Genomic DNA, 23,680 nt, shown 5'->3' on the forward strand with positions numbered 1-23,680 from the left:
AAGAGGTGGAAAAGAAAAATGGACTTACGCCAAATCGAATACTTTGTTGAAGTAGCCAAGCATTTAAGTTTTACGAAGGCAGCGGCAACCCTGCACGTATCACAGCCATCCATTAGTAAAGCAATTCAAAACTTTGAGTCAGAACTGGGCGTACCTTTATTTTACCGTTCATCCAAACAGCTTGAGCTGACGGATGCCGGTCAGGCCGTTCTTGTGAATTCGATGCAAGTACTTGAATCATTTCAAAACCTGCGCTCGGAATTAACGGATTTGATGGAATTAAAGAAAGGCCAAATTCGCATTGGGATACCACCAATCGTAGGCGCCGAATTTTTTTCAAAATTAATCAGCTATTATAAAGAGCTTAATCCATATATCGAAATTTTATTAACAGAAGTCGGAACAAAGCGCATACGCCAGGAAATTGAAGCAGGTGAACTGGATGTCGGATTAGTATGCAGTGTGACTTCGACGAACGAGTCTTTGGAAACGATCCGATTTTTAAAAGATCCATTAATGTTAATCGTCCATGAGAGTCACCCTTTGGCAATAAAGAAGACAATCCAGCTAAGTGAACTGGCAAACGAAACCTTTATTATTTACCGGAAAGATTTCATTTTATATGACCGCATTACCGAGGAATGCTCAAAACATGGATTCTTCCCTACAATTGCCTGTGAAACAACGCAAAAAGACTTATTTATCGAAATGGTTCAGGCAAAACTGGGGATTGCGCTGCTTCCGAAAAAGCTAGCTGAAAAAATCCCTTACAAATCGATTAAATGCATCCCTTTTCAGGAAGAAGAGATTTATCTTGAGCTGGGGGTTACGTGGAAGAAAAATAAATACTTACCTTTCGCAGTACGGGAATTTATTAAACTTGCCCGTGAATTCGTTTCTAAATAAAATGGTTGCCTAGAAAGTTTCAGTATCTCTAGGCAACCATTTTATAATTTATTGGCATATTCATTTAATTGTGTAGACATCACTTGGATTTCCTTTACAAAATCGGAAACTTGTTGAATGGACTCGCTCTGTAATGTTCCGATAGTGGAAATTTGAGCAATGGAGGTTGTAATTTTTTGTGTAGCCTCGTTGATTTGATCCATCGTTTCTCTAATTTTTTGTGTAGATTCAATTGTTTCTTTTGAAAACTTTCGGATTTCCGTCGCTACGACTTCAAAACCTTTCCCTTTTTCGCCTGCACGGGCAGCTTCGATTGCGGCATTTAAACCGAGCAGATTCGTTTGGTCTGCCATACGCTTCAACAATGATAAAATTTCGGAAGTGTGTTGAACATTCTTTTCAGCCTGTTTCGATTGTTGCAGTAACTCATTTGCCGACTCTTTTAAGCTTGTAGAACCACCCGCTATATTGACGATCTGTTCATTTGCATGTGTTAAAGAACCCGTTATTGCTTGGGAAATTTCTATTAATTCAGAATGCTTTCTTACTTGGACAGCAATTCCTCCAATGGTTTTACCTGTTTGATCGTATAATGGCGTTGCAGTTCCGATAAATTCAAAACCATAATAATCCGCGGGTACAACTGCTTCTAAACGTCGGCCTTTCTTCAATGCAATCATGAGCGGTTCATCATGATTCAATTGTTGACCTACTTGTATTTTCAGATCTAAATCTTTTGCAGGGAAATAGGCTATAAACTTTTCAAGATCACATACGGCAATTGATAATTCTGTCGGAATTGCTTCTTTCATAACTGAAATCATTGAAATAAGCGCATCTAAGGATTCTATTCTGTTTTGCATTTTGATTCTCTTCTTTCCTATTACTTAAATTACTATATTATGACTATTATACCATTTCACCTATATATTAAGTGAATCCGCACTTATTTTTATCATTTAAATGAAAAAGACTACTATTTCAGAAGAAATAGTAGTCACTTAGAAAATTACGCGTTTACTTTTTGTTTTGCTTTAGCTTCAATACGCTTTTTGTGTAAAATCGGTTCTGTATAGCCGTTTGGCTGATTATAACCTTTAAATATCAATTCACTTGCCGCTTGGAATGCTACGGAACCTTCATAGTTTGCTGACATAGGCGAGTAATCCGGATCATCGGCATTTTGTTCATCAACAACTTTTGCCATGCGGTTCAATGATTCCTCTACTTGCTCTTTCGTACAAATTCCGTGATGCAGCCAGTTTGCTACATGCTGACTTGAAATACGCAGTGTTGCACGGTCTTCCATTAAGCCGATATCATTAATGTCCGGCACTTTCGAACAACCCACTCCATGTTCTACCCAGCGAACAACATAGCCTAGAATTCCCTGTACATTATTATCAAGCTCGTTTTGAATTTCTTCCGGTGACCAGTCTGTATTTGCCGCTACCGGTATTTCCAAAATCGCATCCTGTAAATCTTCCGATGTCACAATACCTTTTTGAACATCTTTTACATTTACTTCGTGGTAATGCGTTGCATGTAACGTTGCGGCTGTCGGCGATGGTACCCAGGCAGTATTTGCCCCTGCTTTCGGATGATTGATTTTTTGCTCAATCATATCCGCCATTAAGTCCGGCATTGCCCACATTCCTTTACCGATTTGTGCACGTCCTTGCAAGCCTGCATTTAACCCAACAATGACATTCGATTTCTCATATGAAGTAAGCCATGTTGAAGTTTTCATATCGCCTTTGCGAATCATTGGGCCTGCCTCCATCGATGTATGAATTTCATCACCAGTACGATCCAGGAATCCGGTATTGATAAATACGATCCGGTTTTTCACTTCACGAATACATGCTTTCAAGTTAAGTGATGTACGACGCTCCTCATCCATAACACCAATCTTTAAAGTGAAACGTTCCAACCCAATTAAATCTTCTACACGCTCAAACAGTTTATTCGCAAAGGCTACTTCTTTTGAGCCATGCATTTTCGGTTTTACGATATAAATAGAACCTTTTTGCGAGTTTTTATACTGACCATTGCCAATCACTTCATGCTTCGCGATTAAGCTCGTTACGACACCATCCATTATTCCTTCAGGCACTTCACCGCCATCTTTATCTAAAATAGCCGGATTTGTCATTAAGTGTCCTACATTGCGGATAAACATTAACGAACGTCCGTTTAATGTTACTGTCTCACCATTAACTCCCGTATATACACGGTCAGGATTTAATGTACGTGTTACGGTTTTAGAGCCTTTTTCAAAAGTTGCCGTCAAGTCGCCTTTCATTAGGCCTAACCAGTTCGCATAAACTTCCACTTTATCTTCTGCATCTACTGCCGCTACCGAGTCTTCGCAGTCCATAATTGTTGTGATTGCAGACTCTAAATAAATATCTTTTACACCAGCTGCATCATCTTTTCCGATTAGATGGTTACGGTCTATTTGAATTTCAATGTGTAAATCATTATTTTTCAGTAAAACTGCAGTCGGCTGTTCTGCCGTTCCTTGATAGCCAACTAACTTTTCAGGTTCATTCAATGTCGTTGTTTCACCATTTGTAAGTGTAATGACTAGTTTACCTTCTACAATTTTATAGGATGTCGCTTCTTTATGTGAAGCTGCTGTTAAAGGAGCAGCTTGATCTAAAAACTTTTTAGCATACGCAATTACCTTATTACCACGAATCGGATTATAACCTTTGCCTGCTTCTGCACCATCTTCACTACTGATAGCATCCGTACCATAAAGGGCATCATAGAAACTTCCCCAACGTGCGTTTGCTGCATTGATCGCATAACGTGCATTGCTAACAGGTACAACGAGCTGCGGACCTGCCTGATATGCAATTTCTGTATCCACATTCTCTGTTTCCACTTTGAAATCTTCTACTTTTGGTTCTAAGTAACCGATTTCTTCTAAAAATGATTTATAGTCGGCAAATTGGAAATTCCCCTTATTTCCTTTATGCCATTCATTAATTTGTGTTTGCAGTGTATCCCGTTTAGCAAGCAATGCCTTATTTTCCGGTGCCAGCTCATGAATAAGCTGATCAAATCCGTTCCAAAATGCCGTTTGCTCTACTCCGCTATTCGGTAAAACTCGCTCATTAATAAACTGAAATAATACTTCTGCTACTTGTAAGTTTCCCACTTGCACATAATTTGTCACTATAAATCCCCCTTTTAAATGAACATTTCTAATAATTCATTAGAATCCCCTGTTCTTACGTTTCATTATACAAGAGTCATGATATATAAATGAAATACATATATTGAATAAACATTATGCTTTTACGCTATAAAGGGTACAAAAAAAACACCTTGCAAGCGTCCCTGCAAGGTGTTTTTGAAAATTAGCGATTAGCTAAAATTATTTTTGGATAGATGCTACTACGCCAGCGCCTACAGTACGGCCACCCTCACGGATAGAGAATTTAGTACCTTCTTCTAAAGCGATTGGAGCGATTAATTCAACAGTCATTTCGATGTTGTCGCCAGGCATAACCATTTCTACGCCTTCTGGTAACATGCAGATACCAGTTACGTCAGTTGTACGGAAGTAGAACTGAGGACGGTAGTTAGAGAAGAATGGAGTGTGACGTCCACCCTCTTCTTTTGATAATACATAAACTTCAGCTTTGAAGTTAGTGTGTGGAGTGATTGAACCTGGTTTAGCTAATACTTGACCACGTTGGATATCTTCACGAGCAATACCACGTAATAAAGCACCGATGTTGTCACCAGCTTCAGCGTAATCTAATAATTTACGGAACATTTCTACACCAGTTACAGTTGTAGTTTTAGCTTCTTCTTCGATACCGATAACTTCTACAACGTCACCAACTTTAACTTGACCACGTTCAACACGGCCAGTTGCTACTGTACCACGACCAGTGATAGAGAATACGTCCTCTACTGGCATCATGAATGGTTTGTCAGTTTGACGTTCTGGAGTTGGGATGTAAGAATCTACAGCGTCCATTAATTCAACGATTTTTTCTTCCCATTCTGCTTCGCCTTCTAAAGCTTTTAATGCAGAACCTTTGATTACTGGAACATCGTCGCCTGGGAAGTCATATTCAGATAGTAAGTCACGGATTTCCATTTCTACTAACTCTAATAATTCTTCGTCGTCAACCATATCACATTTGTTCATGAATACTACTAAGTAAGGAACACCTACTTGTTTAGAAAGTAAGATGTGCTCACGAGTTTGTGGCATTGGGCCGTCAGCAGCAGATACTACTAAGATACCGCCGTCCATTTGTGCAGCACCAGTGATCATGTTTTTAACATAGTCAGCGTGACCTGGACAGTCAACGTGTGCATAGTGACGAGTTGCAGTTTCATACTCTACGTGAGAAGTATTGATTGTGATACCGCGCTCTTTTTCTTCTGGAGCGTTGTCGATGTCAGCGTAAGATTTAGCTGCACCACCCATTTTTTTAGAAAGAACTGTTGCGATAGCAGCAGTTAAAGTTGTTTTACCATGGTCAACGTGTCCGATTGTACCAACGTTAGCATGCGTTTTTGAACGGTCAAATTTTTCTTTAGCCATTAGAAAATGCCTCCTCAGAGATATGTTTTATTTTTTTTAAAATTATTTATTCTAAGATGCCGACTATAAACGGGCCCCATCTATAGTCAGTCAATCATAGCTTACAAATTATTTATACTTGATGCAAGGTGAAATTTCAATTATTCACCTTTATTTTTTTTGATAATATCTTCTGCAATTGATTTTGGTACTTCTTCATAGTGATCGAACACCATTGAGAATACACCGCGACCTTGAGTTGCAGAACGTAAAGTTGTAGCATATCCGAACATTTCAGATAGTGGAACCATAGAACGTACTACTTGAGAGTTACCACGAGCTTCCATACCCTCTACGCGACCGCGACGAGCAGTAATGTTACCCATAATATCACCAAGGTACTCTTCTGGAATTACAACTTCAACTTTCATCATTGGCTCTAAGATAACTGGGTTACATTTTTTAGCTGCTTCTTTTAATGCCATAGATGCAGCGATTTTGAACGCCATTTCACTTGAGTCAACGTCATGGTAAGAACCGAATACTAATTTTGCTTTAATGTCGATTAGTGGGTAACCAGCAACAACACCGCGGTCAAGAGAGTCACGTAGACCCGCTTCTACTGCAGGGATGTATTCACGAGGTACAACACCACCAACGATAGCGTTTTCGAATTCGAAACCTTTACCCTCTTCATTTGGAGAGAACTCGATCGTTACGTCACCGTATTGACCGCGACCACCAGATTGACGAGAGAATTTACCTTGAACTTTAGCTTCGCTACGGAATGTTTCACGGTAAGATACCATTGGAGCACCCACGTTAGCTTCAACTTTAAATTCACGTTTCATACGGTCAACTAAGATATCAAGGTGAAGTTCACCCATACCAGAGATGATTGTTTGACCTGTTTCAGTGTCAGTATGTGCACGGAATGTTGGATCTTCTTCTTGTAGTTTTTGTAAAGCTTGACCCATTTTATCTTGGTCAGCTTTAGATTTTGGTTCTACAGAAAGAGAGATAACTGGTTCTGGGAATTCCATTGACTCTAAGATAACAAGGTTTTTCTCGTCACATAGAGTATCACCTGTTGTAGTATCTTTAAGACCTACAGCAGCAGCGATGTCACCAGCGAATACTTTAGAAATCTCTTCACGAGAGTTAGCGTGCATTTGTAGGATACGACCTACACGCTCACGTTTACCTTTAGAAGAGTTTTGTACGTAAGAACCTGAATCCAATGTACCTGAGTACACACGGAAGAATGTTAACTTACCTACGAATGGGTCTGTCATTACTTTGAATGCAAGAGCTGCGAATGGCTCGTCATCAGAAGAATGGCGGATGATTTCTTCGTCGCCATCAACGTCAGTACCTTTAATAGCTTCTACATCTGTTGGAGCTGGAAGGTAATCAACAGCCGCATCAAGCATTTTACGAACACCTTTGTGTTTGAATGCTGTACCACAAAGTACTGGGTAGAATTCTACCGCGATAGTAGCTTTACGGATTGCTGCTTTTAATTCTTCTTTAGTAATTTCTTCGCCTTCTAAGTATTTCTCCATAAGTTCTTCATCAACACTTGCAACAGCGTCGATTAATTTCTCACGGTACTCTTCAGCTTGATCCATGAATTCTGCAGGAATTTCTCCTACAGTTACATCTGTACCTTCGTCGTTACCGTAGAAAGTAGCGTTCATTTCGATTAAATCGATAATTCCGCGGAACTCATCTTCAGCACCGATTGGTAATTGGATTGGGTGAGCATTAGCTTGTAAACGCTCATGTAATGTACCTACAGAATATAAGAAGTCTGCACCCATTTTATCCATCTTGTTGATGAATACGATACGAGGAACTCCGTATGTTGTAGCTTGACGCCATACTGTTTCAGTTTGAGGCTCAACACCTGATTGAGCATCTAATACTGTTACAGCACCATCAAGTACGCGTAAAGAACGTTCAACTTCAACAGTGAAGTCTACGTGTCCTGGAGTATCGATGATGTTAATACGGTGACCATTCCATTGAGCTGTTGTTGCAGCAGAAGTGATTGTGATACCACGCTCTTGTTCTTGCTCCATCCAGTCCATTTGAGAACCGCCATCATGAGTTTCACCGATTTTGTGAATCTTACCAGTGTAATAAAGGATACGCTCAGTAGTTGTTGTTTTACCAGCATCAATGTGAGCCATGATCCCAATATTACGTGTATTCTCTAGAGAGAATTCGCGTTTCATAGGAAATTTCTCCTTCCATATTGGGTTAACTGTATAGATGGTAAAAATCTTAGCCCCAGCAATGCTAGAGCAAAGATCAAATTACCAACGGTAGTGAGCGAATGCTTTGTTCGCTTCTGCCATTTTGTGCATATCTTCACGTTTCTTAACTGAAGCACCTGTGTTGTTAGATGCATCTAAGATTTCGTTAGCTAAGCGCTCTTCCATCGTTTTTTCTCCACGAAGACGAGCGTAGTTTACTAAATAACGTAAACCTAAAGTTGTACGACGTTCTGGACGAACTTCTACTGGTACTTGGTAGTTAGAACCACCAACACGACGAGCACGTACTTCTAGTACAGGCATTACGTTGTTTAATGCAGCTTCAAATACTTCTAAAGCATTTTGACCCGAACGCTCTTGAACTAATTCAAAAGCTCCGTATAAAATCTTTTGAGAAGTACCTCTTTTACCATCAATCATCATTTTGTTGATTAAACGAGTTACTAGTTTTGAATTATAAAGTGGATCTGGTAACACGTCACGTTTGGAAACAGGACCTTTACGAGGCATGTGTTTTCCTCCTTTCAAATCGTTGTATATTTAAACTTAAATTATTTTTTTTCTTTAGGGCGTTTAGTACCGTATTTAGAACGAGATTGTAAACGACCGTTAACACCAGCTGTATCAAGTGCACCACGAACGATGTGGTAACGTACTCCAGCTAAGTCTTTTACGCGTCCGCCACGGATAAGAACTACACTGTGTTCTTGTAAGTTGTGACCTTCACCTGGGATATACGCAGTAACCTCAAGTTGGTTAGTTAAGCGTACACGAGCGTATTTACGTAAAGCCGAGTTCGGTTTACGTGGTGTCATTGTACCTACACGAGTACAAACTCCGCGTTTTTGAGGAGACTTAACGTCAGTTAAAGATTTTTTAAATGAGTTATATCCTTTGTTTAACGCTGGAGATTTTGATTTCGTGCTTTTAGATTGACGAGGCTTACGTACTAATTGGTTAATTGTAGGCATCGATTTGTCCTCCCTTCATTTTTTCCTTGTTTCAATACCACACATCCAGGTGGTTCATTTTTTGGGTAAAAACAAAGTCTTTGTGTACTTTACACAAAAACTACATCGCAGTAATCGCAACAACTGCAGCTCCAACATGAATGCCGCAAGCTTTACCAAGTTCTTTCTTAGAATCGACGTAATTGACTGGTACACCGATTTCTTTCGCGAGAAGAATGGCCGGATCGGTTACCCATTTGTCTGCATCGATTGCGACAAAAAGAGCTGTTACTTGTCCAGCATACATTGCTTTCACTGCTTGCTTTATACCTATGATTGTTTTACTGGCCTGTTTTACTTGATCGTAAGACATTTTCATATCCTCCTAAGTACAGACAGTTAACTATCAACCTTCAATATATTATCATTCCAAACTTACACTGTCAACAGATTTCTTATGAAAGAATGTTGGTTAATATTTAATCCAAGGAAATTCCAAGAAAATCTCCCGACAGAAAATGGTCTCTGTCGGGATCTCTTCATTAATATATACTGCTATTCAGCTGTAATTACTTCTGCTGATTCTTCTTGCTCCATACGGATTTGACGGTAACGTTGCATACCTGTACCAGCCGGAACTAGTTTACCGATAATTACGTTTTCCTTCAGACCTAGAAGCTCATCACGTTTACCTTTAATTGCAGCATCCGTTAACACACGTGTTGTTTCCTGGAATGATGCAGCTGATAAGAATGATTCTGTTTCAAGAGAAGCTTTTGTAATACCTAAGATGACAGGACGGCAAGTTGCTGGAGTTTTTCCGCTTAATACGGCTTCAGCATTTGCTTCAGAGAATTGGTGGATATCAAGAAGTGACCCTGGTAATAACTCTGTGTCACCCGCTTCAATCACGCGCACTTTACGAAGCATTTGGCGAACCATTACTTCGATGTGTTTGTCTCCGATTTCTACCCCTTGCATACGGTATACTTTCTGTACTTCTTTTAATAAATATTCTTGAACTGTCGATACATCTTTTACTTTTAATAATTGCTTCGGATCGATAGAACCTTCAGACAATGTTTGACCCGCTACAATTGTGTCGCCTTCTGCTACTTTCAGACGCGCATTGTAAGGTGCTTGGTATTTACGTGTTTCCACATCACCTTGGATCGTTACTTCTTTAAGACCTTCACGAATCTCTTCGATTTCGATTACTGTACCAGTAATTTCAGAAATGACCGCTTGACCTTTAGGGTTACGCGCTTCGAAAATTTCCTGGATACGTGGAAGACCTTGTGTAATATCGTTACCGGCTACACCACCTGTATGGAATGTACGCATCGTTAACTGTGTACCTGGCTCACCGATAGATTGTGCAGCAATAATACCAACTGCTTCACCAACTTCTACCTCTTCACCAGTAGCTAAGTTCATACCGTAACATTTTTTACATACGCCGTGTTTTGTATTACATGTAAATGCAGAACGGATTGTAATTTCATCGATATTAGCATCGATAATTACACGAGCAATATCTTGTGTAACTAAACCATCACGCTCTACGATAACCGCTCCTGTTTCTGGATGGCGAACTGTTTTCTTCACGTAACGACCAACAATACGTTCGTCTAACGCTTCGATTAATTCGTTTCCTTCCATTAATGAACCGATTAATAAACCGCGGTCAGTACCACAGTCATCTTCACGAACGATAACATCTTGTGCTACGTCTACTAAACGACGAGTTAAGTAACCTGAGTCGGCAGTTTTTAGTGCTGTATCGGCAAGACCTTTACGCGCACCATGTGTAGAGATGAAGTACTCTAATACTGTTAAACCTTCACGGAATGAAGACTTGATTGGTAACTCGATAATACGACCAGCCGGGTTGGCCATCAGACCACGCATACCAGCTAACTGTGTAAAGTTCGATGCGTTACCACGGGCACCAGAGTCAGACATCATGAAGATTGGGTTCGTTTTTTGTAAAGATTTCATCAGCTTGCCTTGAATTTCATCTTTGGCAGCTGTCCATACGTTAATAACTCGGTTATAACGCTCTTCCTCAGTGATTAAACCGCGGCGGAACTGGATCATTACTTTATCTACTTTGCTTTGGGCTTCCTCTAAGATGACACCTTTATCAGGTAATACGACGATATCAGATACACCTACTGTAATACCAGCACGAGTAGAATATTTGAAACCTAAGTTTTTCATGCGGTCAAGCATCTTAGAAGTTTCTGTAATGTGGAACTCTTTGAATACTTCAGCAATAACATTTCCTAAGAATTTCTTACGGAAAGGATCTACTACAGGCATATTTGTGAAGTGCTTCGCTAAAATAGCGCGGCGTTGTGCTTCAACTTTTTCTGATTCAGATAAATCAGCATAGCCTTCTGTCGCTTCGATTTCTTTCAGTAATTCTTCGTCAATTGTTAAGTTTACGAAGTATTTCTCAGGTGTTTTTTGCTCTAAGTTAAATGCTGTTGGCTCATTAATATAAGGGAATGAGCTTGGTAAAATTTCATTGAAGATAACTTTACCTACAGTCGATAATAAGAACATTTTATTTTGTTCTTCAGTAAATGTCGGGTTATTTAATGAGCTTGCTTTAATCGCAATACGAGAGTGTAAATGTACATGACCGTTTTGGTAGGCGATTAACACTTCGTTTGAATCATTAAATATTGCTCCTTCACCACGAGCACCTTCACGCTCAAGTGTTAAGTAATAGTTACCTAATACCATATCTTGAGATGGAGTTACTACCGGTTTCCCGTCTTTCGGGTTAAGGATGTTTTGTGCTGCTAACATAAGTAAGCGAGCTTCTGCTTGTGCTTCAGCTGATAGTGGAACGTGAACCGCCATTTGGTCACCATCGAAGTCAGCGTTATAAGCTGTACATACTAATGGGTGAAGACGGATTGCACGGCCTTCTACTAGTGTAGGCTCGAATGCTTGGATACCAAGACGGTGTAGTGTCGGTGCACGGTTAAGTAATACCGGATGCTCACGAATTACATCTTCTAAAACATCCCAAACTTCATTGTGTAAACGCTCAATTTTACGTTTTGCACTCTTAATGTTATGGGCAAGGCCACGTTCTACTAACTCTTTCATTACGAAAGGTTTGAATAGTTCGATCGCCATTTCTTTTGGAAGACCACATTGGTACATTTTTAAGTTAGGACCTACTACGATAACCGAACGACCAGAGTAGTCTACACGTTTACCAAGTAAGTTTTGACGGAAACGACCTTGTTTCCCCTTCAGCATATGTGAAAGTGATTTTAAAGGACGGTTACCAGGACCTGTTACAGGACGACCGCGACGACCGTTATCGATCAATGCGTCAACCGCTTCTTGTAACATACGTTTTTCGTTTTGAACGATAATGCTTGGTGCACCAAGGTCAAGTAAACGTTTTAAACGGTTGTTACGGTTAATAACACGACGGTAAAGGTCATTTAAGTCAGATGTAGCAAAACGTCCACCATCTAATTGCACCATTGGACGAAGCTCTGGTGGAATTACTGGTAGTACATCTAAGATCATCCACTCTGGTTTGTTGCCTGAGTTACGGAATGATTCTACTACTTCTAAACGTTTAATCGCACGTGTACGGCGTTGGCCTTGTGCAGATTTCAACTCTTCTTTTAAAACTTGTGTTTCGTCTTCTAAGTCAATTTTCTCTAAAAGACGTTTAATCGCTTCAGCACCCATCGCTGCTTCGAATTCGTTGCCATACTTTTCACGGTATGCACGGTATTCTTTTTCAGAAAGTAGGTCTTTATAGCCTAAAGACGTTTGACCTGGGTCAACTACTACATATGAAGCAAAGTAAATTACTTCTTCCAATGCACGTGGAGACATATCTAAAATAAGACCCATACGGCTTGGAATACCTTTGAAGTACCAAATATGTGATACAGGTGCTGCTAGTTCGATATGTCCTTGACGTTCACGGCGAACTTTTGAACGTGTAACTTCTACGCCACAACGGTCACAAACGACACCTTTATAACGTACACGCTTATATTTACCACAGTGACATTCCCAGTCTTTTGTTGGTCCGAAAATACGTTCACAGAATAGACCATCTTTTTCTGGTTTTAATGTACGGTAGTTAATTGTTTCTGGTTTTTTTACTTCTCCATATGACCAAGAACGGATCTTGTCAGGTGAAGCTAAACCAATTTTCATATATTCAAATTCATTAACATCGATCAAGGAGCCTACCTCCCTTTAGTTATAAGTCGTAAATGACTTTTAATGTAGCTCTACACTTACAAAATTTCATATTAGGCCATAATGAAACTTGTATCTAAAATTATTCAATTATGCCTTGGCATAATTGCGTCCAGATTTTTATGAGTTTACTCATAAAGTTTCCTTTATAAAATCTGCGACATCTGCCAGAGCCTATTTTCATTCTAAGAATGAAAATAGAAAAACCGGGCAGGGCATATACCTGCCCGATTCAATTGAAGTTATTCAAATGATTCTACTGGGTCTTCTTCTTTGTCATTAGATCGTTCGACTGGTGCAGCTACTTCATCTTCATCGTCAAGGTCGCGTAATTCCACTTCCTCGTCGTTGATTGTAAGCATCTTCACATCCATACCTAATGACTGAAGTTCTTTAATTAATACTTTGAATGATTCTGGAACACCTGGTTCTGGAACACTTTCACCTTTTACGATTGCTTCGTATGTTTTCACACGACCTACAACGTCATCCGATTTTACAGTTAAAATCTCTTGTAACGTGTAAGCAGCACCGTATGCTTCAAGTGCCCAAACCTCCATCTCACCGAAGCGCTGACCACCAAATTGTGCTTTACCACCAAGCGGCTGTTGCGTTACTAATGAATAAGGTCCAGTTGAACGTGCATGAAGTTTATCGTCAACCATGTGCGCTAGTTTGATCATGTACATGATACCAACAGAAACGCGGCTATCGAATGGCTCACCTGAACGTCCATCATAAAGAATTGTTTTACCGTCACGGTTCATACCAGCTTCTTCCATCGTTTCCCAAACATCGGCTTCGTTGGCACCATCGAATACTGGTGACGCCATATGAATACCTAAGTAACGAGAAGCCATACCTAAGTGTAGCTCAAGCACTTGTCCGATGTTCATACGAGAAGGTACCCCTAGTGGGTTAAGCATGATATCAACTGGTGTTCCGTCCGGCATGAACGGCATATCCTCTTCCGGTAAGATACGTGAAATTACACCTTTGTTACCGTGACGTCCGGCCATTTTGTCACCAACGCGGATTTTACGTTTTTGAACAATATAAGCACGAACTAATTGGTTTACACCTGGTGGTAATTCATCGCCGTCTTCACGGTTGAATACTTTTACATCTAAAATGATACCGCCAGCTCCGTGTGGTACACGTAGAGAAGTATCACGTACTTCACGCGCTTTTTCACCGAAGATAGCATGTAATAAACGCTCTTCCGCAGTTAACTCTGTAACTCCTTTAGGCGTAACTTTACCTACTAGAATATCACCATCGCGAACTTCTGCACCGATACGGATAATACCGCGGTCGTCCAAGTTACGAAGTGCATCTTCACCCACGTTTGGAATATCACGTGTGATCTCTTCAGGTCCAAGCTTAGTATCACGAGACTCTGATTCATATTCTTCAATATGAACAGAAGTATATACATCGTCTTTAACAAGGCGTTCGCTCATAATTACAGCATCCTCGTAGTTGAAGCCGTCCCATGTCATGAACGCAACAAGTACGTTTTGACCAAGTGCTAATTCGCCTTTTTCCATAGATGGACCATCAGCTAAAATATCACGAGGTTTTACACGGTCGCCAACTTTTACGATTGGACGTTGGTTATAAGAAGTACCTTGGTTAGAACGAATGAATTTTTGTAATTTATATTTCGTTAAATCGCCTTTTACTTCTTTACCATCTACTAGCTCGATACGACGTACATGAATTGAACGTGCTTCTACATGTTCAACAATACCATCGAATTTCGCTACTACAGCAGCACCTGAATCACGTGCATCAACATGCTCCATACCTGTACCAACGAATGGTGCATTTGGGTATAGTAATGGAACAGCTTGACGTTGCATGTTCGCTCCCATTAACGCACGGTTTGAGTCGTCGTTTTCTAAGAACGGAATACACGCTGTCGCAGCAGATACTACTTGTTTAGGTGATACATCCATGTAGTCGATACGGTCTTTAGAGAATACAGTGTTGTCACCACGGAAACGTCCAACAACTTCTTCGTTCGCGAAAGTACCGTCTTCATTTAAGGTTGAGTTCGCTTGTGCAACTACATAGTTATCCTCTTCGTCAGCAGTTAAGTAATGGATCTCGCTCGTTACAGCACCTGTTTCTGGATCAACACGGCGGTAAGGAGTTTCAATGAAGCCAAACTTGTTAACTTTTGCGAATGATGATAATGAGTTGATAAGACCGATGTTCGGTCCCTCTGGCGTCTCGATCGGACACATACGACCATAGTGAGAGTAGTGAACGTCACGTACTTCCATACCAGCACGCTCACGTGTTAAACCACCAGGCCCTAATGCAGATAGACGACGCTTATGCGTTAACTCTGCTAATGGGTTAGTTTGGTCCATGAACTGAGACAATTGAGAGCTACCGAAGAACTCTTTAATTGAAGCGATAACAGGACGGATATTGATTAATTGTTGCGGTACGATTGCAGCTGTGTCGTTAATTGACATACGCTCACGTACTACACGCTCCATACGAGATAAACCGATACGGAATTGGTTTTGCAGTAATTCACCAACAGAACGTAAACGACGGTTACCTAAATGGTCAATATCATCTGTGTTACCAACGTCATATAATAAATTGAAGAAGTACGATACAGAAGCCAATACATCGGCTGGAGTAATGTTTTTCACTTCTTCATCTACATAGGCGTTTGAAATAACGTTAATTTCTTTTTGCGCTTCATCATTTGGTGCAAAGATTTTAACCGATTGAATAGTAATATCATCTTCCAATACGCCACCAACTTGGTTTAATGTACGGAATCCAACACCACTTTCTAAATAAGGAATTAACTTATCCAAATTACGGCGGTCTAATAATGTACCTGCTTCTACGATAATTTCTCCTGTATCAGGATCCACTAACGTTTCTGCAATCGTTTGGTTGAATAAACGATTTTTGATGTGAAGCTTTTTGTTCATTTTGTAACGACCAACATTCGCTAAATCATAGCGTTTTGCGTCAAAGAAGCGAGAATATAATAAGTTCTTCGCAGATTCAACTGTTGGTGGTTCACCTGGACGTAAACGTTCGTAGATTTCAAGAAGAGCCTTTTCAGTACCTTCTGTATTATCTTTTTCTAACGTATTACGTAAATATTCATTGTCACCAATGATATCTAAAATTTCTTGATCTGAGCCAAAACCTAATGCACGTAAAAGTACTGTTACCGGTAATTTACGTGTACGGTCGATACGTACATATACAACGTCTTTAGCATCTGTTTCATATTCAAGCCATGCACCACGGTTAGGAATAACCGTTGCACCAAAGCCTTTTTTACCGTTTTTATCCGTTTTTTCGTGGAAGTATACACTTGGAGAACGAACTAACTGTGAAACGATAACACGCTCAGCACCGTTAATAATAAACGTACCTGTTTCTGTCATTAATGGGAAATCACCCATAAAGACGTCTTGCTCTTTCACTTCGTTTGTTTCTTTGTTGTGCAAACGCACTTTAACACGTAATGGTGCAGCATAAGTAACATCACGCTCTTTACATTCATCCACATCATACTTAGGATCTCCTAAAGTATAGTCGACGAATTCTAATGAAAGATTACCTGTAAAATCTTCGATTGGAGAAATGTCGTGGAACATCTCGCGCAACCCTTCTTCAAGGAACCACTCATAAGATGCTGTTTGGATTTCGATTAGATTCGGAAGTTCCAGCACCTCACTAATACGCGCAAAGCTTCTACGCTGGCGGTGTTGTCCGTACTGAACTAGTTGACCTGTCAACTCATTCACCCCTCAATAAAGCGATAATAGGTCTTTGCAAAAACATACAAATAGTGTATGATTTCGAAAGACAAAAAGAAAACGAGACTTTTTTTAAACCTCATTTTCGGTTAAACTTAACTTATTCTTAGCAGTATACCCGTAACTTTGAATATTTAATGCAAAAGGGCATACTACCTCAAAATAATAATTTTGCATTTTATTATGTTATCATACTCGATTTGTCAAGTCAATAATGGAAACTAATCTTACTTATTTTTTTGCTCGAATAATCCAGTATCCTTTTTTCTTCTCAACGACATCTACTTCTGAAAACATTCCTTCTAAATGACTCATAGTTGATGGAGCGCCTTGCTTCTTCTGAATGACAATCCACAGCTCACCATTTTCCGCCAACAATTCGTATGCACCGTCATAAAACTTGAAAATCGTTTCTTTACCAGCACGAATTGGAGGGTTTGTTAATACTGCGGCTACTTTTGTTCCAGGTTCTACAGCGGCTAATCCATCGCTTTCAAAAATACGTACATTTTGAACCCCGTTAAGCTGGGCATTTTTTTGAGACAAACTAACTGCTCGTGAATTAATATCCATCATGTACACTTCACGATCAGGGTTGTTTTTTGCAATCGATAATCCGATCGGTCCATAGCCACAACCTACATCAAGCAAAACACCATCAATTTTAGGCATTTCAAACACATCGATTAGTACACGGGAACCAAAATCTACTTCGCTTTTACTGAATACACCCGTATCCGTTTCAAACGTAAATGTATTGCCTAATAAAGTGAATTTCCATTGGCGTGGTTTACTCTCAGTTTGAGGCTTATTTGAATAATAATGTTCAGACATGCAACACGCCTCCTTAGAAAAAATACATTTTGCGGTAATTTGTGCAAAATGATGTCTTTTCATGTGGATTACTATAAAAAATCAATATTTTCATATCCACAAAAGTTAAATAAAGAAAAGCCCGCCGCAAAAATGTGACGAGCTTTCCTTATTAAACTAAGCTCAGAGCCTAGCAATTAAAGTTAAACTGAAATTATTTAACTTCTACTGAAGCGCCAACTTCTTCAAGTTTAGCTTTGATAGCTTCAGCTTCGTCTTTAGAAACGCCTTCTTTAAGAGCTTTAGGAGCGTTATCTACAACTTCTTTAGCTTCTTTTAAGCCTAAACCAGTGATTTCACGAACCACTTTGATTACTTTGATTTTTTCTCCACCAGCAGAAGCTAGTACTACGTCAAACTCAGTTTTTTCTTCAGCAGCGCCTGCAGCACCACCAGCAGCTACTGCTACTGGAGCAGCAGCTGTTACACCGAATTCTTCTTCGATTGCTTTTACTAAATCGTTTAATTCTAGAACTGTCATAGCTTTGATAGCTTCTAAGATTTGCTCATTGTTCATTTTAATTTCCTCCTATGGAATGTTTATTAGTTTTAGGCAGTTTGCCTGATTTTTGAAGTTATGAGGCTACTATTAAGCGCCTTGCTCTTCTTTTTGTTCTGCAACAGCTTTTGTTGCAAGTGCGAAGTTGCGCACTGGAGCTTGAAGTACAGATAAAAGCATTGATAATAGACCTTCGCGAGATGGAAGTTCTGCAAGAGCTTTAACGTCTTCAACTGATGCCAATGTACCTTCGATGATACCAGCTTTAATTTCTAACGCTTCGTTTTTCTTAGCGAACTCGTTAATAATTTTAGCAGGAGCTACTACGTCCTCGTTAGAGAATGCGATAGCGTTAGGACCAGTTAAAAATTCATTGATTCCTTCTAAACCAGCAGCTTCAGCAGCACGGCGAGTTAAAGTGTTTTTGTAAACTTTGAACTCAACACCTGCTTCACGTAATTGCTTACGTAATTCAGTTACTTGCGCTACAGTTAAACCACGGTAATCTACTACTACTACAGAACCAGCAGCAGAGAATTTATCAGCGATTTCTTGAACTTGAACTTTTTTAGTTTCGATTGCTTTGCTCATGATGACACCTCCTATTAGAATGAGTCATTTATACCGACAAAGAAAAGCCTCTATATCAATAATAGACATAGAGGCTGAAAGTACATCATCTTAAAAAGAATCCGAACTCCTATGTCCTCGGTAGGATCATTAAGTGCTACATGGCACCCCTACTGTCTACGGTACAAATGGATGATTCACAACAGCATTCATCTTACCAAGTAAGAAGCGCGTTGTCAACAAATTTTATAAAACGGTTTTAAAAAACCGGAAATTATTTAACTGTTACGTTAGCAGCGTCAACTTTTACAGCAGGACCCATTGTAGTTGTAACGTTTACAGACTTCATGTAAGTACCTTTTGCTGCAGCTGGCTTAGCTTTTTGAACTACTTCAAATACAGCTAAGAAGTTTTCTACTAATTTTTCTGTATCGAAAGAAACTTTACCGATTGGAGCGTGGATGATACCAGACTTTTCAGCACGGTATTCTACTTTACCAGCTTTGATTTCTTCGATAGCTTTTGTTACGTCAAATGTAACTGTACCTGTTTTAGGGTTTGGCATTAAACCTTTAGGACCTAATACACGACCTAATTTACCAACTTCACCCATCATGTCAGGAGTTGCAACGATTACATCGAAATCAAACCAACCTTGTTGGATTTTTTGGATGTATTCTGCATCGCCTACATAGTCTGCGCCAGCAGCTTCTGCTTCTTTAAGTTTTTCGCCTTTAGCGAAAACTAATACGCGTTGAGTTTTACCAGTACCGTGTGGTAATACTACCGCACCACGGATTTGTTGGTCGTTTTTACGAGTATCGATACCTAATTTGAATGCTACTTCTACAGTTGCATCAAAGTTTACAGTGCTTGTTTTTTGCGCTAATGCTACTGCTTCTTCAACAGAGTATAAAGTTGCGCGGTCGATTAATTTAGCTGCTTCTTGCAGTTTTTTACCTTTTTTAGCCATTATAATTTCCTCCTTGATTGTGGTTGTAACGGATTTGACCTCCCACGAATAAAGGTTGCGCACTCATCAAACAAGTATCCGAGTGCAGCAACCTTCCAAAAACAAAAACATCATCAAGTGTTGAAGATGGGATTAGTCTTCGATCGTAATACCCATGCTTCGCGCAGTACCTTCAACCATTAACATAGCAGCTTCAACTGAAGCAGCGTTAAGGTCTGGCATTTTTTGTTCAGCGATTTCGCGAACTTTATCACGTTTAACCGTTGCGACTTTTTTACGATTTGGTTCACCAGATCCAGATTGGATACCAGCAGCTACTTTAAGTAGTACTGCAGCTGGCGGAGTTTTTGTAATAAAAGTGAATGAACGGTCTTCAAATACTGAAATTTCAACTGGAATGATAAGACCAGCTTGATCAGCAGTACGAGCGTTAAATTCTTTACAGAATCCCATAATGTTTACACCTGCTTGACCTAATGCAGGACCAACCGGTGGCGCTGGGTTTGCTTTACCAGCAGGGATTTGAAGTTTTACAACTTTAATAACTTTTTTAGCCACGAGACACACCTCCTTAAGTCCGTGATGTGGTAACTGGGTTGCCCCTCCCACTCAAATATCTGTTCGTCAGCTAACTTGCCGATAACATTAAAACTAATTATAATCATACGTCCAAAACTTGGACAGTCTGACCTTTGAAATGATAACACTTTTAAATTACTTAATCAAGTCTAAATAATTCTATATTTTTTGAACTTGGTTAAAGTCCAGTTCCATTACCGTTTCGCGACCGAACATATCAACAAGAACTTTTAATTTCGCTTTTTCTACGTCTACTTCTTCTACGCGGCCTTGGAAATGTGCAAATGGTCCTTCAAGAACTTCCACAACTTCACCAACAGTAATTTCAACTTCACCTAATAATGTTTCATTCATACCCATTTGCGCAAGCAGGCGTTCCGCTTCTTCCGGTAATAATGGAGTCGGTTTTACACCGCCGCCTGAAGAACCGATAAATCCTGTAACACCAGGTGTATTACGAACGACATACCAAGCATCATCTGTCATAATCAATTCTACTAAAACGTAACCAGGGAAGATTTTACGCATTACCGCTTTTTTCTTACCGTCTTCTTTTACATCGATTTCTTCATGCTCAGCTACGATTACACGGAAAATTTTATCTTGCATTCCCATCGTTTCAACACGTTTTTCAAGATTTGCTTTTACTCGGTTTTCATAACCAGAATACGTATGAACTACATACCAATTTTTCTCCATATAGGTAGGACTAAATCGTCCGTCCCTCCTTTACATTAAGTGTGTTAGGGTATATATTTCCCTTTTCACAAAACTTCAATAATCTATTTCTTAAATTAAGCTGTCAGCATTTTTTAACAAATGAAAAAACCCGTTATATGGCATGGACGGGCTATTTCGAAATATTAACATGATATTGCTTACAGAGACAAGAACCAACGGAATAATTCTGAGATTCCTAAATCTATTACAGTAAAGAATAACGCCATCACGATAACCGTTGAAATAACTACTACCGTATACTTCGTTAACTCTTTACGTTTCGGCCAACTTGTTTTGCGCATTTCCGAGCCGACTTCTTGCAGAAAGTTTGTTACTTTACTCATCTTTGGCTAACCTCCGAACAACGAATTAATCTATGTTTCATTTATAACGTTTGTTTATGCATTGTATGCTCATTGCAATGAGAGCAAAATTTCTTCAGTTCTAAACGCTCGGTTGCCCCTTCTTTTTTCGGGACATTGTAGTTTCTTGAACCGCATTTTTCACAACTTAAAACGACTTTCTTTGCCATGTTTATCACCTTTTCGGCAGTTTGTCCTTTAAAGACTAACACCTAAATTTCCCACTGTCAATAAAGGCTCGTGGAGTTTAAGTCATTTCTTTTAATTCAAGATGACGCTCCAATTTACGCTTCACTCGCTGTAATGCATTATCGATGGATTTTACATGGCGGTCCAATTCTTCAGAAATTTCATTATAGGATTGTCCTTCCAAATAACGAACCAGCACTTGCTGTTCGAGTTCGCTCAATACTTCACCCATCTTCTCTTCCAAATAAAGATAATCTTCACGATTGATCATCAAATACTCCGGATCGTCCGAAATCGGACTCGTAATAATATCCATAAGCGTACGCTCCGACTCTTCATCGTAAATTGGCTTATCTAAGGAAACATATGAATTTAGCGGAATATGCTTTTGTCTAGTAGCCGTTTTAATTGCGGTAATGATCTGCCTTGTAATGCAAAGCTCCGCAAAGGCACGGAACGACGCCAGCTTGTCCTCCTTGAAATCCCGAATCGCCTTATATAAGCCAATCATTCCTTCTTGTATGATATCTTCTTTATCCGCACCAATTAAAAAATACGACCGCGCTTTTGCCTTAACAAACAATCGGTATTTTGAAATTAAAAAATCTAGCGCATCTGTATTGCCAAGATGCACTTGTTCTACAAGCTCTTCATCTGTCAAATGTTCAAAACGTAGTACCATTTGTAACTTCTCACTTTTAAGCAATGAAAATCACCTCAGTTACGCTAGAATAATTAGGAATAGTATAACTTAATTGGAAATTACGGGCAATCTATTACTTGAGCCCTCTTCTCCATTTTTCAAACTGCAGTTCTACTTCTTTTGATAGCTTAATCCTTGAGGCCGGTTTTTCGTCGGTTGATTCTTTTACTTTGGATGAAATTTTAGATTGAATAATTTGCATTTCAATTTCAAGCTCACGGGCCGATTTCCTTAATGCACCATGACCAAATACAACATTTTGTTCAGTCATATCTGAAGTTGCGACGTGTACTTGGATTTTCCGTCCTTTTAATTCGTTCGATAATTTTTCAATGCGCTCGTCCGCTGTTTCGTTTTTACGGGTATAAAGCACTTCCACGGCATGCTGAATATACAGTTGCTCAGTACCCGGTACAAGATGGGCATCAAATACAACGATAACACGCCAGCCAGTATGTGCTTTATACTCCGCCATTCGTTCAATTAACCGGTCACGCGCATCTTCAAAGTGAGGCTCGCGTAACGGACGAAGCTCACTCCATGCACCGATCATGTTATAGCCGTCTACTAGCAATATGTTTTGCATGACCTCATCCGTTAGCTTCTTGTCGTTTGCGGTACACTTCATACATAAGTAATGCCGCTGCTACGGAAGCATTCAATGATGTTACATGACCAACCATTGGCAAGTGATATAAGAAGTCACATTTATCTTTCAAAAGACGGCTCATTCCCTTACCTTCACTACCAATAATTAATGCAAGCGGTAATGTTGCATCCATTTTACGATAATCAGCCGAACCTTTTGCATCTGTCCCAGCAATCCATACACCGCGGTCTTTCAGCTCATCCACTGTTTGGGCTAAATTGGTAACCCGCACAACAGGGACATGCTCGATGGCACCTGTGGAAGCTTTAGCGACAACTGCCGTTAAACCAACTGCACGGCGTTTTGGAATAATGATACCATGCGCACCGATCGCATCGGCTGTACGCATAATCGAACCTAAGTTATGCGGATCTTCCAATTCGTCCAAAATTAAAAAGAACGGGTCTTCGTTTTTTGCCTTCGCCGCATCAAATAAATCATCCAATTCTGCATAGTCATATGCCGCAACCGATGCCACAATTCCCTGATGATTTTCTGCAAGCTTGTCTACTTTTTGCTTCGGTACAAACTGAACAAGGACACCTTGCTCTTTTGCTAAGTCCATCAGCTCCTGGACACCTGTTTTTTTGACGCCTTCAGCTATCCATAATTTATTGATTTCTCGGCCTGCGCGTAGTGCCTCAAGTACCGGATTTTTCCCTGCAATCATTTCTCCTGTCAGTTCTTCCTGGGCAGATTGCGGTTTTTCTTGTTGCTTTTTCTCATGAGTTTTAAAAGTATCTGCTTTTTTATCGCGTCCTTTAAAATCTCTTGGTTTACGATTTTGCTGTCTTTTCTCTGCCATAG

At 39.8% G+C, this 23,680-nt stretch carries 21 protein-coding genes and 1 other annotated feature; of the genes, 1 reads left to right on the top strand and 20 read right to left on the bottom strand.

The window, feature by feature from the left end; genetic code table 11:
* Positions 1–18 precede the first annotated feature (18 nt).
* Positions 19–906: a LysR family transcriptional regulator gene (locus MKY51_RS17395; RefSeq protein ID WP_339174401.1), complete on the top strand. Its 888-nt coding sequence runs from the start codon at positions 19–21 to the stop codon at positions 904–906.
* 41 nt (positions 907–947) lie between these two features.
* Here MKY51_RS17395 and MKY51_RS17400 read toward each other — a convergent pair whose 3' ends face one another.
* The 20 genes from MKY51_RS17400 to rlmB form a co-directional block, all read right to left on the bottom strand.
* A complete protein-coding gene (locus MKY51_RS17400) occupies positions 948–1,769 on the bottom strand; it encodes a methyl-accepting chemotaxis protein (protein ID WP_339174404.1) in 822 nt (273 codons plus the stop codon).
* A gap of 146 nt (positions 1,770–1,915) precedes the next feature.
* Complete coding sequence (locus tag MKY51_RS17405) at positions 1,916–4,093, bottom strand: malate synthase G (protein WP_339174406.1); 2,178 nt, start codon at positions 4,091–4,093, stop codon at positions 1,916–1,918.
* A gap of 201 nt (positions 4,094–4,294) precedes the next feature.
* Complete coding sequence (tuf, locus tag MKY51_RS17410; RefSeq protein WP_079523494.1) at positions 4,295–5,482, bottom strand: elongation factor Tu; 1,188 nt, start codon at positions 5,480–5,482, stop codon at positions 4,295–4,297.
* 140 nt (positions 5,483–5,622) lie between these two features.
* Positions 5,623–7,701, bottom strand: a complete 2,079-nt coding sequence (gene fusA / locus MKY51_RS17415; RefSeq protein WP_339174407.1) for an elongation factor G — start codon at positions 7,699–7,701, stop codon at positions 5,623–5,625.
* 81 nt (positions 7,702–7,782) lie between these two features.
* The gene (gene rpsG, locus MKY51_RS17420; RefSeq protein WP_008406982.1) at positions 7,783–8,253 is read right to left on the bottom strand and encodes a 30S ribosomal protein S7; all 471 of its coding nucleotides are present in this window, start codon (positions 8,251–8,253) and stop codon (positions 7,783–7,785) included.
* Between the two features lie 41 nt (positions 8,254–8,294).
* Entirely contained in the window at positions 8,295–8,714 is a 420-nt protein-coding gene (gene rpsL / locus MKY51_RS17425) for a 30S ribosomal protein S12 (RefSeq protein ID WP_008406983.1), read from the bottom strand.
* A 100-nt stretch (positions 8,715–8,814) separates the two neighbouring features.
* Entirely contained in the window at positions 8,815–9,066 is a 252-nt protein-coding gene (locus MKY51_RS17430) for a ribosomal L7Ae/L30e/S12e/Gadd45 family protein (RefSeq protein ID WP_008406985.1), read from the bottom strand.
* A gap of 182 nt (positions 9,067–9,248) precedes the next feature.
* A complete protein-coding gene (gene rpoC, locus MKY51_RS17435; protein ID WP_339174411.1) occupies positions 9,249–12,929 on the bottom strand; it encodes a DNA-directed RNA polymerase subunit beta' in 3,681 nt (1,226 codons plus the stop codon).
* 260 nt (positions 12,930–13,189) lie between these two features.
* Complete coding sequence (gene rpoB, locus MKY51_RS17440) at positions 13,190–16,744, bottom strand: DNA-directed RNA polymerase subunit beta (protein WP_339174413.1); 3,555 nt, start codon at positions 16,742–16,744, stop codon at positions 13,190–13,192.
* A 243-nt stretch (positions 16,745–16,987) separates the two neighbouring features.
* Positions 16,988–17,590, bottom strand: a complete 603-nt coding sequence (locus tag MKY51_RS17445; protein WP_339174416.1) for a class I SAM-dependent methyltransferase — start codon at positions 17,588–17,590, stop codon at positions 16,988–16,990.
* Positions 17,591–17,783: 193 nt separating this feature from the next.
* Entirely contained in the window at positions 17,784–18,146 is a 363-nt protein-coding gene (gene rplL / locus MKY51_RS17450) for a 50S ribosomal protein L7/L12 (protein ID WP_339174418.1), read from the bottom strand.
* A 72-nt stretch (positions 18,147–18,218) separates the two neighbouring features.
* The gene (gene rplJ / locus MKY51_RS17455; protein ID WP_339174420.1) at positions 18,219–18,719 is read right to left on the bottom strand and encodes a 50S ribosomal protein L10; all 501 of its coding nucleotides are present in this window, start codon (positions 18,717–18,719) and stop codon (positions 18,219–18,221) included.
* Positions 18,720–18,751: 32 nt separating this feature from the next.
* Positions 18,752–18,899 (bottom strand) — a sequence feature (ribosomal protein L10 leader region).
* A 73-nt stretch (positions 18,900–18,972) separates the two neighbouring features.
* Positions 18,973–19,671 (bottom strand): 50S ribosomal protein L1, encoded by a 699-nt coding sequence (gene rplA / locus MKY51_RS17460; protein WP_087617866.1) that lies wholly within the window; start codon positions 19,669–19,671, stop codon positions 18,973–18,975.
* A 132-nt stretch (positions 19,672–19,803) separates the two neighbouring features.
* A complete protein-coding gene (gene rplK, locus MKY51_RS17465; RefSeq protein WP_008406998.1) occupies positions 19,804–20,229 on the bottom strand; it encodes a 50S ribosomal protein L11 in 426 nt (141 codons plus the stop codon).
* Between the two features lie 180 nt (positions 20,230–20,409).
* Positions 20,410–20,949: a transcription termination/antitermination protein NusG gene (gene nusG / locus MKY51_RS17470; RefSeq protein ID WP_339174423.1), complete on the bottom strand. Its 540-nt coding sequence runs from the start codon at positions 20,947–20,949 to the stop codon at positions 20,410–20,412.
* A 179-nt stretch (positions 20,950–21,128) separates the two neighbouring features.
* The gene (gene secE, locus MKY51_RS17475; RefSeq protein WP_339174426.1) at positions 21,129–21,314 is read right to left on the bottom strand and encodes a preprotein translocase subunit SecE; all 186 of its coding nucleotides are present in this window, start codon (positions 21,312–21,314) and stop codon (positions 21,129–21,131) included.
* Positions 21,315–21,355: 41 nt separating this feature from the next.
* Positions 21,356–21,502, bottom strand: a complete 147-nt coding sequence (gene rpmG, locus MKY51_RS17480) for a 50S ribosomal protein L33 (RefSeq protein WP_079523505.1) — start codon at positions 21,500–21,502, stop codon at positions 21,356–21,358.
* Between the two features lie 77 nt (positions 21,503–21,579).
* The gene (gene sigH / locus MKY51_RS17485) at positions 21,580–22,203 is read right to left on the bottom strand and encodes an RNA polymerase sporulation sigma factor SigH (RefSeq protein WP_169797433.1); all 624 of its coding nucleotides are present in this window, start codon (positions 22,201–22,203) and stop codon (positions 21,580–21,582) included.
* 94 nt (positions 22,204–22,297) lie between these two features.
* Positions 22,298–22,810, bottom strand: a complete 513-nt coding sequence (locus tag MKY51_RS17490; protein WP_339174431.1) for an NYN domain-containing protein — start codon at positions 22,808–22,810, stop codon at positions 22,298–22,300.
* 4 nt (positions 22,811–22,814) lie between these two features.
* Entirely contained in the window at positions 22,815–23,678 is an 864-nt protein-coding gene (rlmB, locus tag MKY51_RS17495; RefSeq protein WP_339174435.1) for a 23S rRNA (guanosine(2251)-2'-O)-methyltransferase RlmB, read from the bottom strand.
* Between the last annotated feature and the right edge of the window lie 2 nt (positions 23,679–23,680).

Source organism: Solibacillus sp. FSL R5-0691 (assembly GCF_037974225.1).
Taxonomy (GTDB): Bacteria; Bacillota; Bacilli; order Bacillales_A; family Planococcaceae; genus Solibacillus.